Origin of the sequence: Mesorhizobium sp. M0615 (genome assembly GCF_040320805.1) — a bacterium.
In the GTDB taxonomy this organism is placed as follows: domain Bacteria; phylum Pseudomonadota; class Alphaproteobacteria; order Rhizobiales; family Rhizobiaceae; genus Mesorhizobium.
Genome location: NZ_JAMYQI010000009.1, coordinates 192,784 through 214,376 on the forward strand (window position 1 = coordinate 192,784; position 21,593 = coordinate 214,376).

23 protein-coding genes are annotated in these 21,593 nt (G+C 64.0%); 15 read left to right on the plus strand and 8 right to left on the minus strand.

What is annotated here, in order from left to right:
- Nucleotides 1–27: 27 nt before the first annotated feature.
- A complete protein-coding gene (ehuA, locus tag NKI46_RS17835) occupies nucleotides 28–813 on the minus strand; it encodes an ectoine/hydroxyectoine ABC transporter ATP-binding protein EhuA (protein ID WP_023682675.1) in 786 nt (261 codons plus the stop codon).
- Nucleotides 814–936: 123 nt separating this feature from the next.
- Nucleotides 937–2,322, minus strand: coding sequence for a MocR-like ectoine utilization transcription factor EhuR (ehuR, locus tag NKI46_RS17840; protein WP_023682676.1), 1,386 nt, complete (start codon nucleotides 2,320–2,322; stop codon nucleotides 937–939).
- Between the two features lie 82 nt (nucleotides 2,323–2,404).
- On the opposite strand from ehuR, the gene NKI46_RS17845 reads away from it, so the two are divergent.
- The 10 genes from NKI46_RS17845 (at nucleotide 2,405) to NKI46_RS17890 (ending at nucleotide 12,229) form a co-directional block, all read left to right on the plus strand.
- Complete coding sequence (locus NKI46_RS17845; protein ID WP_023686966.1) at nucleotides 2,405–2,893, plus strand: Lrp/AsnC family transcriptional regulator; 489 nt, start codon at nucleotides 2,405–2,407, stop codon at nucleotides 2,891–2,893.
- A 129-nt stretch (nucleotides 2,894–3,022) separates the two neighbouring features.
- Entirely contained in the window at nucleotides 3,023–4,516 is a 1,494-nt protein-coding gene (locus tag NKI46_RS17850) for an NAD-dependent succinate-semialdehyde dehydrogenase (protein WP_352460163.1), read from the plus strand.
- Nucleotides 4,517–4,546: 30 nt separating this feature from the next.
- Nucleotides 4,547–5,926, plus strand: a complete 1,380-nt coding sequence (locus NKI46_RS17855; RefSeq protein ID WP_352460164.1) for an aspartate aminotransferase family protein — start codon at nucleotides 4,547–4,549, stop codon at nucleotides 5,924–5,926.
- Nucleotides 5,927–5,935: 9 nt separating this feature from the next.
- Nucleotides 5,936–7,045, plus strand: a complete 1,110-nt coding sequence (locus NKI46_RS17860; protein WP_352460165.1) for an alcohol dehydrogenase family protein — start codon at nucleotides 5,936–5,938, stop codon at nucleotides 7,043–7,045.
- 357 nt (nucleotides 7,046–7,402) lie between these two features.
- A complete protein-coding gene (locus NKI46_RS17865) occupies nucleotides 7,403–8,074 on the plus strand; it encodes an amino acid ABC transporter permease (protein WP_352460166.1) in 672 nt (223 codons plus the stop codon).
- On the plus strand, nucleotides 8,074–8,745 hold the full coding sequence (locus NKI46_RS17870; RefSeq protein ID WP_023825949.1) for an amino acid ABC transporter permease: 672 nt from the start codon (nucleotides 8,074–8,076) through the stop codon (nucleotides 8,743–8,745). Before NKI46_RS17865 ends, NKI46_RS17870 begins: the two co-directional genes overlap by 1 nt.
- Nucleotide 8,746: 1 nt before the next feature.
- The gene (locus NKI46_RS17875) at nucleotides 8,747–9,481 is read left to right on the plus strand and encodes an amino acid ABC transporter ATP-binding protein (protein ID WP_023710015.1); all 735 of its coding nucleotides are present in this window, start codon (nucleotides 8,747–8,749) and stop codon (nucleotides 9,479–9,481) included.
- Nucleotides 9,482–9,483: 2 nt separating this feature from the next.
- Nucleotides 9,484–10,404, plus strand: a complete 921-nt coding sequence (locus tag NKI46_RS17880; protein ID WP_352460167.1) for an isoaspartyl peptidase/L-asparaginase — start codon at nucleotides 9,484–9,486, stop codon at nucleotides 10,402–10,404.
- Between the two features lie 17 nt (nucleotides 10,405–10,421).
- Nucleotides 10,422–11,213 (plus strand): transporter substrate-binding domain-containing protein, encoded by a 792-nt coding sequence (locus NKI46_RS17885; protein ID WP_023726283.1) that lies wholly within the window; start codon nucleotides 10,422–10,424, stop codon nucleotides 11,211–11,213.
- Nucleotides 11,207–12,229 (plus strand): LacI family DNA-binding transcriptional regulator, encoded by a 1,023-nt coding sequence (locus tag NKI46_RS17890; protein ID WP_023738368.1) that lies wholly within the window; start codon nucleotides 11,207–11,209, stop codon nucleotides 12,227–12,229. Before NKI46_RS17885 ends, NKI46_RS17890 begins: the two co-directional genes overlap by 7 nt.
- An 81-nt stretch (nucleotides 12,230–12,310) precedes the next feature.
- Here the strand turns inward: NKI46_RS17890 and NKI46_RS17895 are convergent, their stop codons facing one another.
- The 6 genes from NKI46_RS17895 to NKI46_RS17920 are packed head-to-tail and all read right to left on the minus strand — an operon-like array spanning nucleotide 12,311 to nucleotide 16,650.
- A complete protein-coding gene (locus tag NKI46_RS17895) occupies nucleotides 12,311–13,570 on the minus strand; it encodes an ABC transporter substrate-binding protein (protein ID WP_023692246.1) in 1,260 nt (419 codons plus the stop codon).
- 36 nt (nucleotides 13,571–13,606) lie between these two features.
- Nucleotides 13,607–14,035 (minus strand): hypothetical protein, encoded by a 429-nt coding sequence (locus tag NKI46_RS17900; protein WP_023667860.1) that lies wholly within the window; start codon nucleotides 14,033–14,035, stop codon nucleotides 13,607–13,609.
- Entirely contained in the window at nucleotides 14,032–15,087 is a 1,056-nt protein-coding gene (locus NKI46_RS17905) for an aldo/keto reductase (RefSeq protein ID WP_023738367.1), read from the minus strand. The genes NKI46_RS17900 and NKI46_RS17905 overlap by 4 nt, the downstream gene beginning before the upstream one ends.
- Nucleotides 15,084–15,437 (minus strand): TIGR04076 family protein, encoded by a 354-nt coding sequence (locus tag NKI46_RS17910; RefSeq protein ID WP_023738366.1) that lies wholly within the window; start codon nucleotides 15,435–15,437, stop codon nucleotides 15,084–15,086. Before NKI46_RS17910 ends, NKI46_RS17905 begins: the two co-directional genes overlap by 4 nt.
- Nucleotides 15,438–15,926, minus strand: coding sequence for a DUF3830 family protein (locus NKI46_RS17915; protein ID WP_023738365.1), 489 nt, complete (start codon nucleotides 15,924–15,926; stop codon nucleotides 15,438–15,440). It abuts the gene before it with no gap.
- A gap of 1 nt (nucleotide 15,927) precedes the next feature.
- Nucleotides 15,928–16,650, minus strand: a complete 723-nt coding sequence (locus NKI46_RS17920) for a GntR family transcriptional regulator (protein ID WP_023686960.1) — start codon at nucleotides 16,648–16,650, stop codon at nucleotides 15,928–15,930.
- 123 nt (nucleotides 16,651–16,773) lie between these two features.
- Between NKI46_RS17920 and NKI46_RS17925 the strand changes: the two genes are divergently transcribed.
- Genes NKI46_RS17925 through NKI46_RS17945 form a run of 5 tightly spaced genes read left to right on the plus strand, consistent with a single transcriptional unit; the run spans nucleotide 16,774 to nucleotide 21,497 of the window.
- Nucleotides 16,774–17,574: an ABC transporter ATP-binding protein gene (locus NKI46_RS17925; protein ID WP_352460169.1), complete on the plus strand. Its 801-nt coding sequence runs from the start codon at nucleotides 16,774–16,776 to the stop codon at nucleotides 17,572–17,574.
- Nucleotides 17,571–18,320: a branched-chain amino acid ABC transporter ATP-binding protein gene (locus NKI46_RS17930; RefSeq protein WP_352460170.1), complete on the plus strand. Its 750-nt coding sequence runs from the start codon at nucleotides 17,571–17,573 to the stop codon at nucleotides 18,318–18,320. The genes NKI46_RS17925 and NKI46_RS17930 overlap by 4 nt, the downstream gene beginning before the upstream one ends.
- A complete protein-coding gene (locus tag NKI46_RS17935) occupies nucleotides 18,317–19,225 on the plus strand; it encodes a branched-chain amino acid ABC transporter permease (RefSeq protein ID WP_023745643.1) in 909 nt (302 codons plus the stop codon). The genes NKI46_RS17930 and NKI46_RS17935 overlap by 4 nt, the downstream gene beginning before the upstream one ends.
- Complete coding sequence (locus NKI46_RS17940) at nucleotides 19,222–20,205, plus strand: branched-chain amino acid ABC transporter permease (protein ID WP_023682691.1); 984 nt, start codon at nucleotides 19,222–19,224, stop codon at nucleotides 20,203–20,205. Before NKI46_RS17935 ends, NKI46_RS17940 begins: the two co-directional genes overlap by 4 nt.
- Complete coding sequence (locus NKI46_RS17945) at nucleotides 20,202–21,497, plus strand: NAD(P)/FAD-dependent oxidoreductase (protein WP_023682692.1); 1,296 nt, start codon at nucleotides 20,202–20,204, stop codon at nucleotides 21,495–21,497. Before NKI46_RS17940 ends, NKI46_RS17945 begins: the two co-directional genes overlap by 4 nt.
- Nucleotides 21,498–21,593 lie beyond the last annotated feature (96 nt).

The following is a 21,593-nucleotide window of genomic DNA, read 5'->3' on the forward strand; positions in this document are numbered from 1 at the left end:
GGGGCGGTCTTCCGCCCCGCAAAGCGGTCAGACACGATGTCCGGCCGCGATGATCTTCTTCAGGAAGCCTTGCGTGCGCTCCTGCTTTGGATGGCGGAAAATCTCGTCTGGTTTGCCCTCTTCGACGATCTTGCCGCGGTCGAAGAACAGCACGCGGTCGGCGAAGTCGTGGGCAAAGCCCATCTCGTGGGTGACCAGCAGCATGGTCATGTCGGTCTCTGCGGCGAGCTTGCGCATGACATTCATCACCTCCTCGACCAGCTCCGGATCGAGGGCCGACGTCACCTCGTCGAACAGCATGATCTTCGGCGACAATGCCAGCGCACGGGCAATCGCCACGCGCTGCTTCTGGCCGCCGGACAGCTGCGCCGGCATCGACTTCGCCTTGTCGGCCATGCCGACCATGTCGAGCAGTTCCATGGCCCGCTTTTCAGCGGCGGCGCGAGGCGTGCCCTTGGTCAGCATCGGCGCCAGCGTGACGTTATCCATGACGCATTTGTGCGGAAACAGATTGAACAGCTGGAAGACCATGCCGATCTTCTGCCGCATCTTGGTCAGGTGCCGCTCGTCGGCGGGCAGCAGCTGGCCGTTGCGCTCCATGTGATAGAGCTGCTCGCCATCGATCTGGATATGGCCGCCGTCGATCTTCTCCAGCGTCATCAGGATTCGCAGGATCGTCGTCTTGCCCGAGCCGGACGGGCCGATCAGCGCCAGCTTCTCGCCGGGCATGACCTGCATCGACAGGCCGTCCAGTACCTTGAACGAGCCGAAGCTCTTCGAAATGGCGTCGACCTTGATGATGGGTGAGGACAATGAATTTCCCCTGCTGGAGAAGCCTGTGCCCTTAACGATGCGGAACGCGCCAAATCATGTCAATTGGGAAAATAAAATCATGACAATATTTCCGGCACTGCATGATTCCAGAGCAATTCCCGCTTAGATTGCGAGCAGCAGATGCTCCGGATCGCCAAGCAGCAACTTGGTGACAACGCCGAGGCCGGCGCGCAGTTCCCCCTCGGTGGTCGAGCCGAGCGAGATGCGCACCGCCGGATGCCAGGGCGCATCCGAGATGCGGAAGGAGGTGCCGGGCGCGATCGCCACGCCTTGCAGGCGGGCCTGGGCGACGAAGCTTTCCTCGGCACGGTCCGCGGGCAGTTGCAACCAGACATGCAGCCCGTCGCGCCTGGCGCGATAACCAACCCCGCCCAGCACCTCGGCTGCGATGTCCTGGCGGCGGCGCAATGCCGCGCGCTGCCAGCGAACGAGTTCCATCGCCGTGCCGTCGGTCACCCATTTGGTGGCGATCTCGGCCACCAGCGGCGTCGCCATCCAGTTCGACACCAGATGCCGGTTGGCAACGGCGGCGACATAGCGGTCGGGCGCCGCGAGATAGCCGATGCGCAGGCCAGGTACGGTGATCTTGGTGAAGGAAGTGACGTAGAGCGTGCGCTCCGGCGCAAAGGCGGCGACCGGCGGCGGCCGGTCCTCGATCAGCGGACCGAGCACATCGTTCTCGATGATGGCGATGTCGTGCTTGCGCGCGACCGCGGCGATCTCTTCGCGCCGCCGAGCGTCCATCAGCGTCGCCGTCGGGTTGATCACCGACGGTTGCACGAATACCGCGCGAATGTCGGTGAGCCGGCAGACCTCGTCCAACGCCTCCGGGATCAGGCCATTGCCGTCGATCGGCAGGCCTTCCAGGTTGAAGCCGAGATAGCGCGCCAGCGGCACCAGCGTGTGGTGGCCGATGGCCTCGGTGGCGACAGTCGATCCCGGCGGCGCAACGCTCATCAGCGCCACGGTCATCCCGGCGGTCGCGCCATTGGTCAGGCTGATATTCTGTGCGGAGGTGTCGAGCCCACACAGTTTCAGCCATTCGACAGCCACCGCGCGGTGACGCGGGAACACCATGTTGGGCCGGAACGACAACGCCGAACTGGATGGCAGGTTTTCGGCCAGCCAGCCCAGCGCCTGCTTCAGCCGCTCCAAATGCATCGGCTCGCAGACCGGCTTCAGGATTGACAGATCGATGACCTCGCCGAGGCGCTCCGGCAGATAGGGCGGCTCCGGGTCGCGGCGCTGCGTCTGGACAAAGCTGCCACGGCCGATCTCGCCCGAAATCAGGCCGCGCCGGATCAGTTCTTCGTAGGCGCGGCTGACCGTCTGCACCGACAGTTTTAAATCGTCTGCCAGCCTTCGATGCGTTGGAAGCCGCGCGCCGTTGGCCAGCCGCCCGTCATGAATGGCGCGGGCGAACTGGTCGGCCAGCGTTTGATAGGCTGGCCGGCGGATGAGCGCAGGGTCGGGTTGCCATGATGTCATGACTTAATAGAGATCGAAATCAGTGCAATTGACAATCGAAATAATGCGCCGTCATGGTGATGCCGACAAAAAGCGGACGCCGATGACATCGAAACTCGACGCGGTCGACCTCAGGATACTCGACGCCATCCAGCGCGACGGGCGCATCACCAAGCTGGCGCTGGCCGAACAGGTCGGGCTGTCGCCGACGCCGTGCTGGATGCGGCTGCGCAAGCTGGAGAAGGCAGGCATCGTCTCGGGCTACCACGCCAGGATCGCCATGCGCGTGGTGGCGCCGGTCGCCACCGTGTTGATGGAGGTGACGCTGGCCAGCCATCGCCAGGCCGATTTCGACCGCTTCGAACGCGTCATCCGCGACATCCCCGAAATCGTCGCCTGCTGGTCGGTGGGCGGCGGCGTCGACTATGTGGTCAAGGTGATGACGCGCGACATCGACGCCTATCAGCGGCTGGTCGACGACCTGCTGGAGCGCGAGATCGGCATCGACCGCTACTTCACCTACATCGTCACCAAGACGGTGAAGGACGAAATCGTGCTGCCGATAGCCGACCTGCTGCCGGCGTCGGCATAAGCCCGGAGAGAATGTCTGTCGGGACGGCACAATAGAGAGACTCTCTCTCCTTCAGGGCGTCGAAACAGTCTCTCTGTCTGCATGTGACCGATAGTCTTCCCGCATCGTCCGATCCGGGAGGCCTCGACCATGTCCGCGCATTTTGCCCGCTCGCATCGCCATGAGGCGCTCGACCGCCTCTCCGACCGCCGGCTGCTGCGCGAGCTTGCCTATGTCGATGGGCATTGGACCGCGAGCGAAGCGGCCGAAAGCTTTGAAGTCACCGATCCGGCCACAGGCGCGACGGTCGCGTTTGTCGCCGCGCTCGATGCGCAGCAAACGACAAGGGCAATCGGTGCCGCCGCGCGTGCCTTCCCGGCTTGGCGGTCACTGCTGCCGCAGGAGCGGTCGAGAATTCTGCGAAAATGGTTCGAGCTGATCATCGCGGCGAAAGACGACCTTGCCCTGCTGATGACTTTGGAACAGGGCAAGCCGCTGCAGGAATCGCTCGGCGAAATCGACTATGCCGCCTCTTTCGTCGAATGGTATGCCGAAGAGGCAAAGCGCCTCAATGCCGAGAGCGTCACCAGCCATCTGCCGAATGCCGAGATGATGGTGAGGCGCGAGCCGCTCGGAGTCGTCGGCGTCGTCACGCCTTGGAATTTTCCGGCGGCGATGCTGACCCGCAAGGCGGCGGCCGCCCTTGCCGCCGGCTGCACCATCGTCGCGCATCCTTCATCCGAGACGCCGCTGTCGGCGCTGGCGCTGGCGGAACTTGGCGAGCGCGCCGGCATCCCCGCCGGTGTCTTCAACGTCATCACCGGAAGGGCTGCAACCATCGTCGGCCGCATGTGCGAAGACCCGCGCGTCCGCGCCATGAGCTTTACCGGCTCGACGGAGATCGGCCGGTTGATCGCGGCACAGAGCGCGCCGACGATGAAGCGGCTGGTGATGGAGCTTGGGGGCCACGCGCCGCTGATCGTCTTTGCCGACACCGATCTGGACAAGGCGGTGAGCATCGCCATCGATGCCAAATTCGCCACCTCCGGCCAGGACTGCCTCGCCGCCAACCGCATCTACGTCCAGCGCCCGATCTACGATCGCTTCTGTGCCGCTTTTGCCAGGCGTATCGAGGCGCTGCGCACCGGCAACGGCCTTACCGACAAGATCGACATCGGGCCGCTGATGCATGAGCGTGCCGTCGCAAAGGTCGAAGAGCAGGTCGCCGATGCCATCGCTCGTGGCGCGCGCTGTCTCACCGGCGGCAAGCGGCATCAGGCCGGGCCGCTGTTCTACCAGCCGACGCTGCTGGCCGATGTCAGCGACGAAGCGCTGATCATGCGCGAGGAGACCTTTGGGCCGGTCGCCGCCGTCACGCCGTTCGACAGTGAGGACGAAGTGATCGCCCGTGCCAACGCCACAGAATATGGCCTGGTTGCCTATGTCGTTACCGAGAACGGCGCCCGCCAGCAGCGCCTGGGCCGCGCGCTCGACTACGGCATGGTCGCTATCAACCGCGTCAAGATCACCGGCGCGCCGATCCCCTTCGGCGGCGTCAAGCAATCCGGCATCGGTCGCGAAGGCTCGCGCCATGGGCTCGAAGCTTTCACCGATCTGAAGTACCTCTGCCTGGACGTCGCATAGTCCGTCCGGCCATCCCTCAAGGAGTCAAAAATGCTCAACCAGTCCAACGAACTCAACGCCTGGGATCGCGACCATTTCTTCCATCCTTCGACCCATATGGGCACGCATGCGCGAGGCGAGAGCCCGACCCGCATCATGGCCGGCGGTGAAGGCGTCACCGTCTGGGACAACAATGGCAAGAAGAGCATCGATGCCTTTGCCGGTCTCTATTGCGTCAATGTCGGCTATGGCCGCCAAAAGATCGCGGATGCCATCGCCACCCAGGCGAAAAACCTCGCCTACTATCATGCCTATGTCGGCCACGGCACCGAGGCCTCGATCACGCTGGCCAAGATGATCATCGACCGCGCGCCGAAGGGCATGAGCAGGGTCTATTTCGGGCTCTCCGGTTCGGACGCCAACGAAACCAACATCAAGCTGATCTGGTACTACAACAACGTGCTTGGGCGGCCGGAGAAGAAGAAGATCATCTCGCGCTGGCGCGGCTATCACGGTTCGGGCGTGATGACGGGATCACTGACCGGGCTCGACCTGTTCCACAACGCCTTCGACCTGCCGCGCGCGCCGGTCCTGCACACCGAAGCGCCCTACTATTTCCGCCGCGCCGACCGCTCGATGCGCGAGGAGCAGTTCTCGCAGCATTGCGCCGACAAGCTTGAAGAGATGATCCTGGCCGAAGGTCCCGAAACCGTCGCCGCCTTCATCGGCGAGCCGATCCTCGGTACTGGCGGCATCGTGCCGCCGCCGGCCCGCTACTGGGAGAAAATCCAGGCGGTGCTGAAGAAATATGACGTGCTGCTGGTCGCCGACGAGGTGGTGACGGGCTTTGGCCGTCTGGGCACCATGTTCGGCTCCGACCATTACGGCATCAAGCCGGACCTGATCACCATCGCCAAGGGCCTGACCTCGGCCTATGCACCGCTGTCGGGCGTCATCGTTGCCGACAAGATGTGGCAGGTGCTGGTGCAGGGCTCCGACAAGCTTGGCTCGCTCGGCCATGGCTGGACCTATGCCGCGCATCCGATCTGCGTCGCCGCAGGTGTCGCCAATCTCGAACTGATCGACGAACTGAACCTGGTGACGAACGCCGGTGAGACCGGCGCTTATTTCCGCGCCGAACTGACCAAGGCTGTCGGCGGGCACAGACACGTCGGCGACGTGCGCGGCGATGGCATGCTGGCGGCGGTCGAATTTGTCGCCGACAAGGACGACCGGGTGTTCTTCGACGCCTCGCTCAAGATCGGGCCGCAAGTGGCGACAGCACTTGCCGCCAGCGGCGTCATCGGCCGCGCCATGCCGCAGGGCGACATACTAGGCTTCGCGCCGCCGCTCTGCCTGACGCGTGAGGAAGCCGACATCGTCGTTTCGAAAACCGCCGATGCCGTCAACAGCGTGTTTTCCAATCTCTGAGATCGACCCATGAATGCCATGACCAAGACCCTCCCCGCCACCATGGCCGCCGTGCTGCTCACCGGGCATGGCGGACCGGAAAAGCTCGTCTATCGCAGCGATGTGAAAGTGCCTGTGCCTGCCGCCGGCGAGGTGCTGGTTAAGGTCAGCGCTTGCGGTATGAACAACACCGATGTCTGGGTACGCCAGGGCGCCTATGGCACGGAGGAGGACGCTGCCGCCGTGTCGACGTGGCGGCGGCAAGGCAACACGCTTACCTTCCCGCGCATCCAGGGGACCGACACGGTCGGCACCATCGCTGCCGTCGGCGAAGGCGTTTCCCCGGGCCGTATCGGCGAACGGATAATGGTCGATTTTTCGATCTACAACCGCGACGACGATTCCCTCGCCGACATTGACTATATGGGCCACGGTCGCGACGGCGGGTACGCCGAGTACCAGACGGTGCCGGGCGAGAATGCGCATTTCGTCGATACTGACATGAGCGACGTCGAACTCGCCACCTTCTGCTGCGCCTACCTCACCGGCGAACAGATGCTGGAGCGCGCCGGGCTGAAAGCCGGCGAACGCGTGCTGGTCACCGGCGCCTCGGGCGGCGTCGGTTCCGGCATCGTGCAGCTGGCGCGGGCGCGCGGCGCCATTCCCTACGCCGTCGTCGGCAAGGGCAAGGAGCAGGCGGTGCGCGACATCGGCGCCGAAGCGGTTATTACCCGTGGGGTTGCCGATCTTCCCGCCGCCGTGAATGAAGCCACTGGCGGCCAGCCGATCGATGTGGTCGCCGATCTCGTCGGCGGCGCGATCTTCAACGACCTCTTGCGCATCCTGAGGCCCGAAGGCCGCTACACCACCGCCGGCGCGATTGCCGGTCCGGTTGTGCAGCTCGATCTCCGGACCATGTATCTGAAGCAGCTGCAACTGCACGGATCGAGCCAGGGGACGCGCGCCGACTTCCGCCGCATCGTTGGATACATCGAAGCGAAGAAAATCCGGCCGCTGGTCGGCGGTGTCTACAAACTGTCCGATTTCCACAAGGCGCAGGCCGACTTCATCGCCAAGGATTTCGTCGGCAAGCTGGTGATCGTGCCGGACGCCATGTGGAACCCGAATATCCGCACATAACGCCCCTACGTCAGAGCTCGTCGTAAACGGCATCATCAACACCTTGCGGCGTGGAGTCGTCGAACCCAGCATGGGGTTGGTGACGTAGCCGAATCCGACGCCGGCGCCGGGACCGGCAAAACCGAGGGCGCCGCCCCATCCGCCATGGCCGAAGGTTTGCGGCGACGCGCGGCTGGCATAGGCGGCGTCGTCAAGCTGAAAGCCGGCGGCGAATTGCCGGCGCTTGAGACATAGCGCGCATGAGGCGAACCGGAATCATCGCAACGAATGCAATCCACAGGCCGGCAACCAGACCCTGCATCTTGACAGACGAGGCGAAAGCCAAAAGAGTGAAACCGGTTTCACTGGGGACCGCCGGTGCATTTCGATCTGTCCACTCTGCTCCCGAATCTGGGTTTTCTGGCGCGCGGCGCCGAACTCACGGCCGCGGCTTGCGCGCTGTCGCTGGTAGGAAGCGTCGTCATGGGCGCGTTGGTGGCGATCGCACGCACCTCCGCCTCGGCACTGCTTCGACGGATCGCCTTCGTCTATGTCGATCTCTTCCGCAATGTGCCGTTCATCGTCCAGCTGTTCTTCTTCTATTACGGCCTGCCCGAGCTCGGCATTTACATCGACGCCTTCACCACCGGCGTCGTGGCGCTTTCCATTGCCGGCGGCGCCTATGCCTCAGACATCATTCGCGCCGGCATCCTCGCCATCGACCAGGGCATCATCGACGCCGCTGAAGTGAGCGGCCTGTCCAGGCGCAAGATCTTCACCCGCATCGTGCTGCCGATTGCGCTGCGCACCTCCGTGCGACCGCTCGGATCCGTGCTCATCAACATGATCCTTACGTCCTCGATCCTCTCGACCATCACGCTCAACGAGCTCACCGGCTCGGCCCAGATCGTGGTCTCGCAGACCTATCGGCCCTTCGAGGTCTATGTGGTGCTGCTCTGTGCCTATGCGGCCCTGACCTATCTGGTCTCGCTGGGCGTCACCCTGCTCCACCGCCATCTCAATCGGGACATGATGGAGGCGGTCGACTGATGCGGTTCAGCGACTTCACCTCCTACGACCTGATCCTGCTGGCGCAAGGTCTCGGCACCAACATCGCGCTGTTTCTCGTCACCTCTCTGATCGGACTGCTGATTGGCCTGAGCTGGGCGTTGGTGCGGTTCTACCGTGTGCCGGTTCTGGCCCAGGTCGTCACCTTCCTGTCGGAGCTGTTGAAGAACTCGCCGGTGTTGGTGCAGCTGTTCCTGGTGTTCTTCGGCCTGCCGGCGCTGTTGCATATAAGGGTGACGCCGGTCACCGCAGCGACCATCACTCTGTCGGCGAACACCGCGGCATTCGTCTATGTCATCGCGGTCTCGGCGATCGAGTCGATCGAACGCGAGCAGGTCGAGGCCGCGCGTGTCTTCGGCCTGACCCGGTGGCAGGTCCTGCGCCATATCGTTTCGCCCCAGGCTGCCGCCTTCGCGGTCGGCCCGCTCGTCGCGCTGCTGGTCAACCAGCTTCAGGTGACGTCGCTGATTTCTGTCATCGGCGTCGTCGACCTGACCAAGATTGGCCACATCCTCAACATGCGAACCTTGAAGCCGTTCGCGGTCTGGACCGTCGTCGGGCTGCTCTACTATGGCGCGGCAAAGCTGGTCGCCCTGCTTGGCGAGCGTCTTGAAAACCGCCTGCGGGCGCACAGCGCCTGGCGGGGGCTTTAACATGCTCAAGATCGAAAACGTGCACAAAGCGTTCGGCGAGGTCACTGTGCTGGACGGCGTCGACCTGACGATCGCGCCCGGCGAAGTGGTCTCGATCCTCGGGTCGTCGGGGTCCGGCAAGTCGACACTGATCCGTTGCATCAACGGCCTCGAAAAGCTGAAGTCGGGCCGCATCACGGTCGACGATTTCGATGTCAGCAAGCCGAAGGAGCTGGCCGAGGCGCGCAAGCGCTCAGGCACCGTCTTCCAGCTGTTCAACCTCTATCCGCATATGAGCGCGCTTCAGAACATTACGCTCGCCCCGATCGAGGTGCTGAAGATGCCGCGCCCTGAGGCCGAGGCGCTGGCGCGCAAGCTGCTCGAGTCCGTCGGCCTCGCCGATCGGGCCAACGCCTACCCGGCGCAGTTGTCGGGCGGGCAGCGCCAGCGTGTCGGCATCTGCCGGGCGCTCGCCATGCAGCCGCGCTATCTGCTGCTCGATGAAGTGACCAGCGCGCTCGACCCGGAAATGACTTCCGAGGTGCTGGCCATCCTGGCAAAGCTCGCCGCGCAAGGCACGACGATGCTGTTCGTCACCCACGAGATCGAATTCGCGCGCGAGATTTCCAACCGCATCGTCTTCCTCGACAAGGGCAGGCTGGTGGTCGATCTGCCAACGGATCGTTTCTTCGCCGCGGACGGCGGCCGGGCGCAGCCGCGGGTTGCGCAGTTTCTCTCCAGGATGCGCAAGGACTAGGAATGCTGCTGTTAGCCAACAACGAAGCATGGCCGGGATTCGAAACCTCGGTGCAAATGCTGCGCGATGGCGCCGTCAGCCTGGACGCGATGGTTGCCGGCATCGGCATGGTGGAGAAAGAGGTCAAGGTTCGCAGCGTCGGTTATGGCGGCTGGCCGAACATGCTGGGCGAGATGGAGTTCGACGCCGGCGTCATGGACGGCAATACAAGAGAGGTCGGTTCAGTCGGCGCCGTGCCAAGGACCTTGGCGGTCGCTGCCCTGGCGCAGCAGGTAATGAAGCGCCTGCCGCATGTGATGCTGACCGGCGAAGGGGCGCGGCGCTTTGCCAGCGAAATCGGTTTTGCCGAAGACGAAGTCTTGTTCGAGGACAGCAAGCGCGTCTGGTGGGAGCGGCTGCAACAGGAACTCACACCGCAACAGCTGGCGAAATTCCCCGATATCGATCTGGCGCCGCTCAGCCGTACTATCACCGATCCCGAGCGGGTCCGCGACACCACCGTCTTCCTGTCGGCGGATGCGCGGCGCGGCGTCCATGCCGCGAGTTCGACCTCGGGCTGGGCGTGGAAATATCCGGGCCGGCTCGGCGATTCTCCCATTCCCGGCGCAGGCTTTTACGCCGACAGCCGCTATGGCGCGGCGGCGTGCACCCATACCGGCGAGATGACGATGCGCTGCGCCACCGCACGGACCGTCGTGCTGGCCATGAAGCTTGGCCGATCCTTGTCGGATGCGGTCGCGCTGGCGGTCGAGGAACTGGCTGAACTCGACACCGGCTTCCTGGCCGGAGTGGTCATCCACGCCGTCGACGCCGAGCAGAACCACGAGGTGGTGAATTTCAGATGCGAGGGCGAGGTCCGCTACTGGCTCTGGAAGGATTCCATGTCCGCACCCGAATTGCGGGCGGCAAGACGCGTCACTTGAAAATAAGGAGAGGAACCATGAAGACCGTACTGCGTGCCTTCGCCGCGCTGGCCATCGTGGCCGGTTCGGCATTTCCAGCCCTTGCCGGCATGATTGACGACATCCGCTCACGCGGCACCATTCGCATCGGCGTATCGCTCGGCGGCGAGCCGATCGGCTTTCGCGATGCACAAAACAACCCTGTCGGCTACGATGTCGATGTCGCGACGCTGCTGGCGCAAAAGCTCGGCGTGCCGGTCGAGTTCGTCGACGTCTCGGGCGATGCGCGTATTTCCATGCTGGTGTCGGGACAGATCGATGTCGCGGTCGCAAACACCTCGGCAACGCTCGAGCGGGCCAAGACCGTCAACTTCACCATCCCCTACAACCGGGCCGGGCTGCGCGTCATCGTCCAGAAGGATGCCGGGATAACCGACCTCAAGGGGCTCGCGGGCAAGAAGGTTGTCGTCGGCCGCGGCACCACGGGCGAAACCTTCCTCAAGGCAGCCGTGCCGGACGCAGAGCTCGTTTATGTCGACCAGTTCGCGCCCGACGGGGTTCTGCAGCTGCAACAGAAGCGCGTCGATGCGGCGATCGAGGATTCCTCGCTGCTCGATTACCTCGCAACCAAGACACCGAGCCTGGTGACGCTGCCTGGCCTCTATTCCAACGATCCGATCGGCATCGCGGTCGCCAAGGGCGATCCCGAATTCGTCCGCTGGCTCGACATGTTCGTGTCCGACTTCATCCAGTCGGGCACCTATGAGACGACCTACAAGAAGTGGTGGGGCCCGGACTCCAACCCGCCGGCGCTCAACCCGCTGTGGTGACACCCACTACCGTTAACCGATCGGCGCACACTCGAGGCGCCGTCGCAACGATCGCCGATGTCGCGCGGCTGGCAGGCGTGTCGCGTGCCGCGGCCAGCCGTGCGCTGTCGAGCGGACCGCGACCGGTCTCGGCGGACAAACGCGAACGTGTCGTGCAGGCCGCCGCGCAGCTCGGCTACAAACCCAATCTCCTGGCGCAAAGCCTGACCACCAAGACCGTCAATCTGGTTGCCGTCGTGGTCAACCACATTCACGACCTTTCAGATCTCGACCTGTTCGACCGGCTGCTCGACGCAATCCAGTCGATCGGCAAGCAGGTCATCCTCATCCGCATCGGCTCGGCGGAAGGGGTCGAGGATTTTCTGCGCAACGGCGTTGCCTATCATGTCGATGCCGCCGTGGTGTTCTCCGACTTTGCCGATGCAGCGACGGTGCGGCGCATGTTTCGCTCGGACCTGGTCATCATGCTGAACGGACTGCATGACGATCTGTCACCCACAATCATTCCCGATGAAGGCGTCGGCATCGTCGAGGCCGTGGCGGATGCGGCGGCCAAGCGCGCGCGCACGGCCAGCCTGCTGACCGGCCGTTCGTCCTCGCGGGTCGAACAGCTGCGCATCGGCCACTACCTCGAAGCGTTCCGGCATCATGGAATTGAACTGCTGCAGACGGTCCAGGGAGACTATTCCTACGAGTCGGGCTATGCGGCAGCCGCCGGCCTGACGGGACGCGGCTGTCCCGATGCGGTCTTTTGTACGTCCGACGCGATGGCCATGGGTGTTCTGGATGTCTGCCGGGCGGATTTCCCCGACAACCGGCCCAGCCGCTTCCGCCTCTATGGCTTCGACAATGTGTCCCTGACCAATTTCGACGCCTACCCGATATCGTCAATCGGCTACGACAAATCAGACTATGTGGGTCATATCGTCGGCGCCCTCTCCAATCCGCAGGTCTTCATGCCCGGCCAGCCGCCTGTCGTTATATTGACCCGGCTGATTTCGCGCTTGACCGCGTAACTAGCGCCGATGTTGGACTGCTTGTCCGGCGTCGATCTCCCAGAGATCGAACGGAGATCGCGCCGGACAATGTACCGGCGCCTACTGCAATTTCGCCTGCAGCGCGTTGACGTCGTCGGTTGTCATTTCACCGTCGGTCGTCACCTTGCCGTCGACGATCTTCCACAGCCGGAACGGACCGGTGATGTCGCCATATTTGTCGAAGCTGACCGGACCGATGACGCCTTCATAGCGGATCGGCTTGCCGTCCTTGATCAGGCCGAGCGCCTTGGCGAACTCGTCCTTGCCGGCATAGATCGGTGTGCCGGCAGGATCGACCGCCTTGTACATGGCATCCTTGATCTTGGCTGGATCCTCGGAGCCGGCAATGGCAATGGCGAGACCGACAATGGCGCCGGCATCATAGGAACGGTCGGCTGCCGGGTTCGACGGTTCGATGCCCGAAAACTCCTTGTAGTTTTTCAGGAAATAGTCGGTGGATGCCGTCGGGCTGGTGCCGGAAGAGGTACCATAGGCATCCTTCAGATAATCGGCGCCGACGGATTCGATGAAGTCCGGGCTGTTCATGCCGTCATTGAGCAGGAATTTCTGCACGCCGCCCTGCGATATCCAGGTGCGGGCGACCGTTGCGCCGTCGACCGGCGTGCTGACGAGGTAGAGTCCGTCCGGCTCGCCTCCCATCGCCGCCGTCACTTCCGAAGCATAGCTCGACTGCTTTTCATTATAGGGCGTGTCGGAGACGATGGTGCCGCCGAGCGCTTTGTAGGCACGCGAGAATTCGGCCACCATGTTGACGCCGAAGTCGTTGTTGACATGGATGATCGACAGTTTCTTGAAGCCCTTGTCGATGGCGTATTTGGCGGCGGCCACGCCTTGCAGCGCATCCGACGTGATGGTGCGGAAGAAGATGCCGTTGGTCTTGCCGTCGCGGCCAAGGGCGGTCAGCGTCGGCGAGGACGAAGCCGGCGACACCTGCACGATCTTGGCCGGCCCGGTGACCGAGGTCAAAATCGGGATCGACACCGAGGAGATGATGCCGCCGATGATCACCGGCACCTTCTTGACCTGTACCAGCTGGGTCGCGGCATCGACCGCGATATTGCCCTGGCTCTGGCTGTCGCGCGTGTCGGTTGCGAGATCGCAGCCGCGTACGCCACCGGCTTCATTGATGTCGCGGAAGGCCATTTCGACGGACTTCGCGCCGGCCTGGCCGTATTCGCCGGCCGGACCGGTGAGCTCCATGACCAGGCCGACGGTGATCTTGCAGTCCGCTGCGTGTGCGGCGCCGGCCATCGTCACGAGAGCCAGTGCTGTGGTGATTTGAAGTATCGTCTTCTTCATTGCCGTTCCCCTTTTCTTGTTTGAACTTTTGCCTGTTCAGCCTTCCGGCGCCTGCAGCCAGGTCTCATGCAGATGCCGCCATTCGACGCCGTTTGGTGCCGATGAACTGGTGGTGAAGACCGCACTGGACTGCCGGCGACTGTGTTTGCCGGCGCGCAGTTGCGCCTCGATGTAGAAGATGACGATCGTGTCCGCGTCCTGCCAACCCGGCCTGATGTCCTCGATCGATATGGCAAAACCGTCGTCGCAAGTGGCGCGGCTTGTCCGGACATGATCTACGACCGCGTCGCGATCGAGGATCTGGCCATTCGGCGCCACCATGGTGAGGCCTTCGCCCATGACAGCCTCGAAGCGGCCGAACTCCACAGCGTCGGCTCGCGCGGCGACAAACCAGTCGACGAAGAAGCGATGCAGGTCGATGATTTCAGCGCTGGCACGCGAAAAAAGGGAAGGCTCTCCGCTCATTTCTTCCCCGCATTGAGGTTGTAATGCATGATCGAGCCATGGCGGCCGTGACGGTCGCGCTCCAGCGTGTAGACATCGCCCGCGAGGCCGGTGCCTTGTGCGATGGCGGCAGCAATCCGCGCGCGATCGTCGGCGTCGAGCGCGACGTCCATGATTTTCGTATTGGCCAGCGCATGTGCCTGGTTGCGCGCACCGACAATGACGGCCGCGACCTGCGGCTGCTCGAGCACCCATGCCGAGGCGATGGTGGCGATGTCGACGCCGTGGCGATCGCCGACCGCTTTCAGCGCCTTGAGCAGGGACTGGAACAGCTCCCAGCCGCCGAAGTCGTCGATGATCAGCTTGTATTTGACCAGCGAGCGGTTTTCGAGCGGCGTGGAGGGCTCGGCCACGCCAAGCCATTTGTCGCTGAGGAAGCCGCCGGCCACCGAGCCGTAGCAGAGGAAGCGGACACCGTTCTTAGCGGCAAGACCCGCAAGGCTGTTTGCCGGCCGCTGGTCGAGCACTGAATATTGCAGTTGCTGGCTGACCAGCGGGATGCCCGCGGAGAGGATTTCGGCTAGCCTCGGCGTATCGAAATTGGTGGTGCCGAGATTGCGCACCTTGCCTTCCAGCCGAAGCTCGTCGAGCCAACCCATCGCCTCGACGTAACGAGGCTGGTCATAATCCCACCAGTGAAACTGCACGAGATCGATCCGCTCCGTCTTCAGCCTGCGAAGCGACTGATCGACGATGCCCCTGATGTAGTCGCGGCTGATGCTTGCCAGTCGTTCGAGGTCCGGCACCAGCTTGGTGTGCACCTTCATCCTGGCCGCAACATCGAGACCGCGATCGCGCGCCAGCCGCAGGCGCGCGGCGCCGATCAGTTCCTCGACGCCGGTGTAGATGTCGGCGCAATCATAGGTCCAGATGCCGGCATCGAAAGTGGCGATCAGGTCGGTCACCGCCTGGCTGCGGTCGACGGCGCCATGGCCACCGGCGAGCTGCCAGCCGCCGCGGATGACGCGCGAGATCGTATAGCCGGGGCTGAGTTCGATCGTCCTGGCGCTCATCTTTTGTCGGTCTCCTTCGGCAGCGGCACCGCTGTGGTTTCGGCATGGCTGAACCGCCGCTTGGCAATCCTGACAATGCGGAGCCGGCTGGCGCAATTGGGATCGGGACAGGCGATCTCGGCATCCGAGGTCATCCAGTCATTTGCATGCGTCGGGCGCTGCTTTGCCGCCAGGAGCGGCAACACGGCGGAGATCGAATAAATCGAAAAACCCTGCCCCGCCGGCAGCGACAGCATTTCGCCCTTGAGTTCGAAATAGTCGCCGGCCCTGGCGCCGCAATAGACCGGCCTGCCCTCGGGGATGACCGCTTCGACGCGCAGATCGAAGAGTTCGAAACTGTCGTCGGCCATTCAGGCCTCCACCAGGCTGAAGGTGATGTCACAGGCGCCGTTGCGGCGGATGACGCCGCAGGCGGCGGCAAACTGATCGCGCTCTCCGGCAAGCACGTGCGCGACCACGCTACCGGCCAGCCAGCCGATCGGGAACAGCAGCCGCGCCCCCTGCCCGTAGTACAGGCCGATATCGAAGATGGCATTGGGATTGCCGCCCCACACGCGTGGCGGCACATAGGACAGCACGATATCGCCGGGCTGCGGCGTCAGCGTTGCATTCTCCGGTGGCAGAGGCTGGGCATAGGCCTGGCCCTGGAGATCGGCTGACGGAACCGGGCACGAGATTTCCGGTCCTGTCCACATCGCATGGATGCCTGGGATGATGCGTGGCTGCGCCAGATACGCCAGCAGGAAGGCGGCATTCTCCGGCGCCTTTTCGGGCAATAGCAGCGCCGTCACGGAAAGCTTCGAGCGTGGTTCTGTGATGCCGATGGCGGGCTTGGTCATGTCAGTCCTTCGCCGATTGAAGTTTGTCGCGCAGGAAGGCGAAGGGGCGGCTGATGTCGGCTACCAGCGCCTCGCGCGCCGCTTGCGCATCCTGTTTGGCAAGTGCCGCGACAATTCGACGATGATAGTGGGCGGTATCAACCTCGCCTGCCTCGGAGAAGGCATAGATGGCGACGCGGATGCAGGGACCCGATTGAAGCCAGAGGCTTTCGATCATCGGGATCAGCACAGCCGAGCCGCAGCAGCGGTAGATCTCAAAATGGAAGCTCTGGTTGAGCGTCGCTTCGCGATCGATATCCTTCTTGTGCTTCAGGGCCCGCATCTCGTCCCACTCGCCCAGCATGGCTTCGATCGATGCGATCTGGCGCGGGCTCATGCGCCTGGCGGCAAGCGCGATCGCTTCGCCTTCGATGAGGGAGCGGGCACGCAGGAGGTCGTCGATGCGCTCCAGCGTGATCGGCGGCACGCGCACGGAACGGTTGGGCAGCGCCTCCAGCGCCTTTTCCGTGATCAGCCGGCCGAGCGCTTCGCGTACCGGCATGGTCGAGGTGACCAGCGCATCGGCAAGACCGCGGATGGTCAGCACCTGGTTCGGCTCGAAAAGGCCACCGATCAGAGCACGGCGCAGCTCGGAATAGACGCGATCCTGCACGGTCTCGCGGCCGACCGGCGTAAGCTGGGCTGCGATCGTCTCGTTGTTCTTTTCGATGGCAGCCTTCTGCATTACCGGCATTTGCCCCGTTTTCGGCTTGCGAATGGAATTAAAGCCGAATAGCGTGATCAAAGCAAGTGTGATCACAAATCAAAATCAGGAGGCGACAACGATCGTCTTCGGCCAGAGGGTTTGATGAGCGATGCAGCGGAGCGCCAACGGCAGGAGACCCGTGCGCCGGTTCTGACGGCACGAAACGTCGTCAGGCGTTTTGGCGGCCTTGTCGCCGTCAACGATGTCTCGTTTGATGTCAAAGCGGGCGAAATCCTCGGCCTGATCGGGCCGAATGGCGCCGGCAAGACGACGATGTTCGATCTGTTGGCGGGCAGCATATTGCCAACCAGCGGCGATATCCTGCTCAATGGCACGCGCGTCTCCGGCGAAGCCGCTCATCTGCGTATCGGCCGTGGTCTTGGCCGCACCTTCCAGATCCCGCGCCCCCTGCCCAATCTGACGCTGATCGAAAACATCATGCTGGCGGCGCAGGGCCAAGCCGGCGAAAAATTGCTCGCCAACTTCGTCACGCCTTGTCGGGTCGCGGCACAAGAAAGGGCTGCCAGGACAAAGGCGCTCGAGCTGCTGGAGTTGGTCACTCTCACCCATCTCGCGCACGAGCCGGCACGCGTGCTTTCCGGCGGCCAGCGCAAGCTGCTCGAACTCGCCCGCGTCATGATGGCCGACCCGGCGATCATCCTGCTCGACGAACCGGCGGCCGGCGTCAACGCGACGCTGCTCGAGATCATCATCGACCGTATCCGCGACATCAACGCGCGCGGCATCACCTTCCTGCTGATCGAGCACAATATCGACATGGTAACGCGGCTCTGCCACCGCGTGCTGGTCATGGCGAGCGGCCAGTTGCTCAGCGAAGGCACGGCAGAGGAAGTCGCCCGCGACCCGCGCGTCATCGAGGCTTATCTCGGGGGCGCCACATGAACGAGACCGTCCTCGACGTGCGCAACCTCGAAGCCGGCTATGAGCTTGGCGTGCCGATCGTGCGCGGCGCCTCGATCACCGTCAGCAAGGGGGAGATCGTCGTCGTGCTCGGCCCCAACGGCGCCGGCAAGTCGAGCTTCATCAAGGCGATCGCCGGCCTTGTCCCGATCACCGGCGGCGCGGTGTTCCTGGACGGCAAGGACATAACCGCCGCGCCCGCCCACACCATGGTCCGGCTCGGCCTCGCCTTCGTACCGCAGACGGAGAACATCTTTCCGCTGATGTCGGTCGAGGACAATCTGAAAGTCGCCTGCGGCATCCTCGAGCGACGCGAAATCCCTGCCCGCATCGAGGAAATGTATGCGGCCTTCCCCGACCTCGTCCGCCAGCGCCGCACCGCCGCCGGCAATCTGTCGGGCGGACAGCGGCAGATGCTCGCCGTCGCACGCGCGCTGATCGTCCATCCCAAGGTGCTGGTGCTCGACGAGCCGTCGGCCGGCCTGTCGCCGAAATTCGTATCGATGGTGTTCGAGATGCTGGCCGGCATCCGCAGGTCCGGCGTCACCATCCTGCTGGTCGAACAGAACGCCAAGGCAGCGCTGGCCATCGGCGACCGCGCCTATGTGCTGGTCGAAGGCAAGGACCGGCACGAGGGTGTGGCGTCCGAATTGTGGAACGATCCTGTCGTCGCCGAACTCTATCTCGGCCAACGCCCGTCTCACGCCGGCAAGGAAGGCGCGGCATGAGCCTGCAATTTGTCGTCGATGGGTTGCTGACCGGCTCGATGATCGGACTTGGCGCCATCGGCGTGACGCTGACCTATTCGATCCTGCGCTTCTCGAATTTTGCCCATGGCGACTTCATGGCCTGGGGAACCTATGCGACGCTCGCCGTCGTCAGCGCCATCGGCGCGATGTTCGGCAAGGTGGCGCCCATTGGACCGCTGTCTTTCGGCTGGCCGCTGCTGGTTGCGCTGGTTGTCGGCATGACTTTCACCGCCCTGCTGGCGCTGTTGCTCGACAAGGTGCTGTTTTCGCGGCTGCGTTCGCAGGGGCAAGCCATCATCGTGGTGATGGCGAGCTTCGGCGCCTCGATGGCGCTGCGCAGCCTGCTCGAATTCACCTTCAGCTCACGCCCGACCTATTTCAGCCGGGCGATCCAGATCGCCATGCCGGTCGGCTTCGGCATCCGCATCACGCCCGATCAGATCGCGCTGCTGCTGCTGACCGCAGTGCTGGTGCTCGGCGTGCATCTGTTGATGACACGCACGCAGACCGGCCGCTCCATGCAGGCGCTGAGCCAGAATGCAGCGCTGGCCCGCATCGTCGGTATCGACGTTGCCTCCGTTGTGCGTGTCACCTGGATCATCGGCGGGGCGCTGGCCTGCGTGGCCGGCGTGATGATCGGCATTCTGGTGCAGATCCGCCCGTTCATGGGCTTCGACATGCTGCTGCCGATGTTTGCAGCAGCCATCCTCGGCGGCATCGGCAGCATTCCGGGCGCTGTGCTCGGCGGCTTGATCATCGGTCTTGCCGAAGCCGGTGCGGTGCAGCTGATCGGCGCCGAATGGCGCGCCGCAATCTCCTTCATCATCCTGATGGCGGTGCTGTTCGTTCGGCCGATCGGCCTGTTTGGTGTGAGGGAACGCTGATGGACCTGCTCGGCTACGGCGCCTTCTTCCTGACCACCGCACTGATCTTTTCGCTGGTCACACTGGGGCTCAATCTGCAGTGGGGGCTGACTGGCCTTTTCAATGTCGGCCTTGCCGGATTCGTCGCCATCGGCGCCTATACATCGGCGCTGCTGACGACCCCGGACGATGCCGCGCGCTTCGGCGGCTTCGGTCTGCCGATCCTGGTCGGCTGGGCGGGCGCCATGGTCGTCGGCGGTATCGCCGCAGCACTTACCGGCATGGCCACGCTGCGTCTGCGATCCGACTACCTGGCAATCACCACCTTCGGCGTCGCCGTCGTCGTGCAGCTGGTCGCGCTCAACGCGCAGAAAACAACCGGCGGCCCGTTCGGCATCGGTTTCATCCCGCGCCCGTTCGGCGGCCTTGCCGAAACGCCGCTGCTGTTCAACCTGTCGAACCTCGCCGTCGTTTCGGCTGTGACGCTGATCGCCTATCTCGCTCTGGAGCACCTGTCGCGCAGCCCCTGGGGCCGCGTGCTCAAGGCGCTGCGCGAGGACGAGCGAGCGGCGATTTCGCTGGGCAAGAGCGCGCGCTTCTACCGCGTCCAGGCCTTCGCCGTCGGCGGCGCTATCATGGCGCTGGCCGGCGCTTTGCAGGCGCATTTCACCGGCTTCATCGCGCCCGATAACTATCTGCCGATCCTGACCTTCCAGGTCTGGGTGATGCTGATCGTCGGCGGCTCGGGCAGCAATGCCGGCGCCGTTGCCGGCAGCATCCTGGTCTGGGCGATATGGGCGGGGTCGGGCACGCTGACCAGCGTGCTGTTTGCGCCCGAGCAGCAAGCACGCGCGGCCTCACTGCAGATCATCGCCATCGGCGTCATGCTCTGCGTCATCCTGCTGATCCGGCCTAACGGATTGTTCGGCGACCGGCCGCGCCGTCCGAAGCCCGGCACACAGACAAAGGCGGCGGCCAACGAGAACGAGGCCGGATCATGAATGCCATGATCCGGCAGCAAGCGTATGGCGTTTCGCTCTGGCATGCCGTCAGCCGCAACCGCCGCGACCGGGGCGCGCTGCAAGGCGGACTCGACGTCGATCTCGCGATTGTGGGCGGCGGCTTTTCCGGCCTGTCGACGGCATTGCATGCCTCTGAGAAAGGGCTTTCGGTCGCGGTCCTCGAAGCCGAATTCATCGCTTGGGGTGCGACCGGCCGGAATGCCGGCTTCGTCGTTCCGAACTTCGCCAAGCGGGATCCAGACGACATCATCACCGAACTCGGACCCGAGCGCGGCGGGCGCCTGGTTGACTTCGCCGCCGGCAGCGCTGATCTCGTCTTCGGCCTGATCAAGAGGCACGGCATCGAATGCGACGCTGTGCAGAATGGTTGGATCCAGCCGGCGCATTCGTCCGCCGCGCTGGAAAAGACGCGATCGCGCGCCGAGCAATGGGCGGCGCGGGGCAGGCCGACCGTTGCGCTCGATGCCATGGCGGTCACGACGCTCACCGGTATCGGCGGCTACGCCGGCGGTTGGATGGATAACTCGGGCGGTGTCCTCAATCCGGTCGAGTACGCACGCGGCCTGGCAGATGCCGCGGAAAAGGCAGGAGCGCGCATCTTCGAGCAGACGCGTGTCACTTCCATCGACCGCACTCCGGATGGCTGGGCCTTGAAGACGGCGTCCGGCACTGTGCGAGCGGGCAAGGTCTTGGTCGCCACCAACGCCTATGGTGGAGAGCTGAACCCGACCTTGGCGCGGACCTATATCCCGCTGAAAATCTTCCAGATCGCCACCGCGCCGCTGCCGCGCGCCATACGAGCGCGCCTGCTGCCGGGCGGCCAGGGCGTCGGCGACACCAGGCGCAATCTCTTTACCTGCCGCTTCGATGGCCAGAACCGGCTGATCAGCGGCGGCATGCATGTCGTCGGCGCCGGCGCCGAGACGCGCTTGCCGCAAACGATTTGGCGACGGCTCGCCAGGCATCTCGATTTGCCTGACCTGCCGCCGCTTGCCTACAGCTGGACAGGCGTGGCGGCGGTGGTGCCGGATTTCCTGCCGCGTCTCATCGACCTCGGCCCGGGCCTGATCGCCGGCTTCGCCTGCAACGGCCGCGGCATCGCCATGACCACGGCAATGGGCAAAGTTCTGGCGGACTGGGCGAGCGGAACGGACGCCCGATATCTGCCGCTCCCCTTCGCGCCGCCAGCGCCGATCCCGCTGCACAGCCTCGTGCGCTATGCGCCGAATATGCTGCTTCCCTGGAGCATCCTGCGCGACCGGCTGGATTAGACAGCCAAGCCAGGTGATCCCCCTGCCGGCGCGCTCATAGCGGCCCGAAAAGGACCGCCACCACCTTCCGCAATCGATGGCCTTGGTGGCCCAAGA

Bases quoted from the DNA above. Each gene is read 5' to 3' on its own strand.
- NKI46_RS17935 (WP_023745643.1), top strand. From the start codon at position 18,317: ATGAGCCTGCAATTTGTCGTCGATGGGTTGCTGACCGGCTCGATGATC.
- NKI46_RS17925 (WP_352460169.1), top strand. From the start codon at position 16,774: ATGAGCGATGCAGCGGAGCGCCAACGGCAGGAGACCCGTGCGCCGGTT.
- NKI46_RS17945 (WP_023682692.1), top strand. From the start codon at position 20,202: ATGAATGCCATGATCCGGCAGCAAGCGTATGGCGTTTCGCTCTGGCAT.
- NKI46_RS17920 (WP_023686960.1), bottom strand. From the start codon at position 16,650: ATGCAGAAGGCTGCCATCGAAAAGAACAACGAGACGATCGCAGCCCAG.
- NKI46_RS17880 (WP_352460167.1), top strand. From the start codon at position 9,484: ATGCTGCTGTTAGCCAACAACGAAGCATGGCCGGGATTCGAAACCTCG.
- NKI46_RS17895 (WP_023692246.1), bottom strand. From the start codon at position 13,570: ATGAAGAAGACGATACTTCAAATCACCACAGCACTGGCTCTCGTGACG.
- ehuR (WP_023682676.1), bottom strand. From the start codon at position 2,322: ATGACATCATGGCAACCCGACCCTGCGCTCATCCGCCGGCCAGCCTAT.
- NKI46_RS17915 (WP_023738365.1), bottom strand. From the start codon at position 15,926: ATGACCAAGCCCGCCATCGGCATCACAGAACCACGCTCGAAGCTTTCC.
- NKI46_RS17860 (WP_352460165.1), top strand. From the start codon at position 5,936: ATGAATGCCATGACCAAGACCCTCCCCGCCACCATGGCCGCCGTGCTG.
- NKI46_RS17870 (WP_023825949.1), top strand. From the start codon at position 8,074: ATGCGGTTCAGCGACTTCACCTCCTACGACCTGATCCTGCTGGCGCAA.
- NKI46_RS17850 (WP_352460163.1), top strand. From the start codon at position 3,023: ATGTCCGCGCATTTTGCCCGCTCGCATCGCCATGAGGCGCTCGACCGC.
- NKI46_RS17910 (WP_023738366.1), bottom strand. From the start codon at position 15,437: ATGGCCGACGACAGTTTCGAACTCTTCGATCTGCGCGTCGAAGCGGTC.
- NKI46_RS17905 (WP_023738367.1), bottom strand. From the start codon at position 15,087: ATGAGCGCCAGGACGATCGAACTCAGCCCCGGCTATACGATCTCGCGC.
- NKI46_RS17900 (WP_023667860.1), bottom strand. From the start codon at position 14,035: ATGAGCGGAGAGCCTTCCCTTTTTTCGCGTGCCAGCGCTGAAATCATC.
- NKI46_RS17855 (WP_352460164.1), top strand. From the start codon at position 4,547: ATGCTCAACCAGTCCAACGAACTCAACGCCTGGGATCGCGACCATTTC.
- NKI46_RS17875 (WP_023710015.1), top strand. From the start codon at position 8,747: ATGCTCAAGATCGAAAACGTGCACAAAGCGTTCGGCGAGGTCACTGTG.
- NKI46_RS17845 (WP_023686966.1), top strand. From the start codon at position 2,405: ATGACATCGAAACTCGACGCGGTCGACCTCAGGATACTCGACGCCATC.
- NKI46_RS17885 (WP_023726283.1), top strand. From the start codon at position 10,422: ATGAAGACCGTACTGCGTGCCTTCGCCGCGCTGGCCATCGTGGCCGGT.
- NKI46_RS17930 (WP_352460170.1), top strand. From the start codon at position 17,571: ATGAACGAGACCGTCCTCGACGTGCGCAACCTCGAAGCCGGCTATGAG.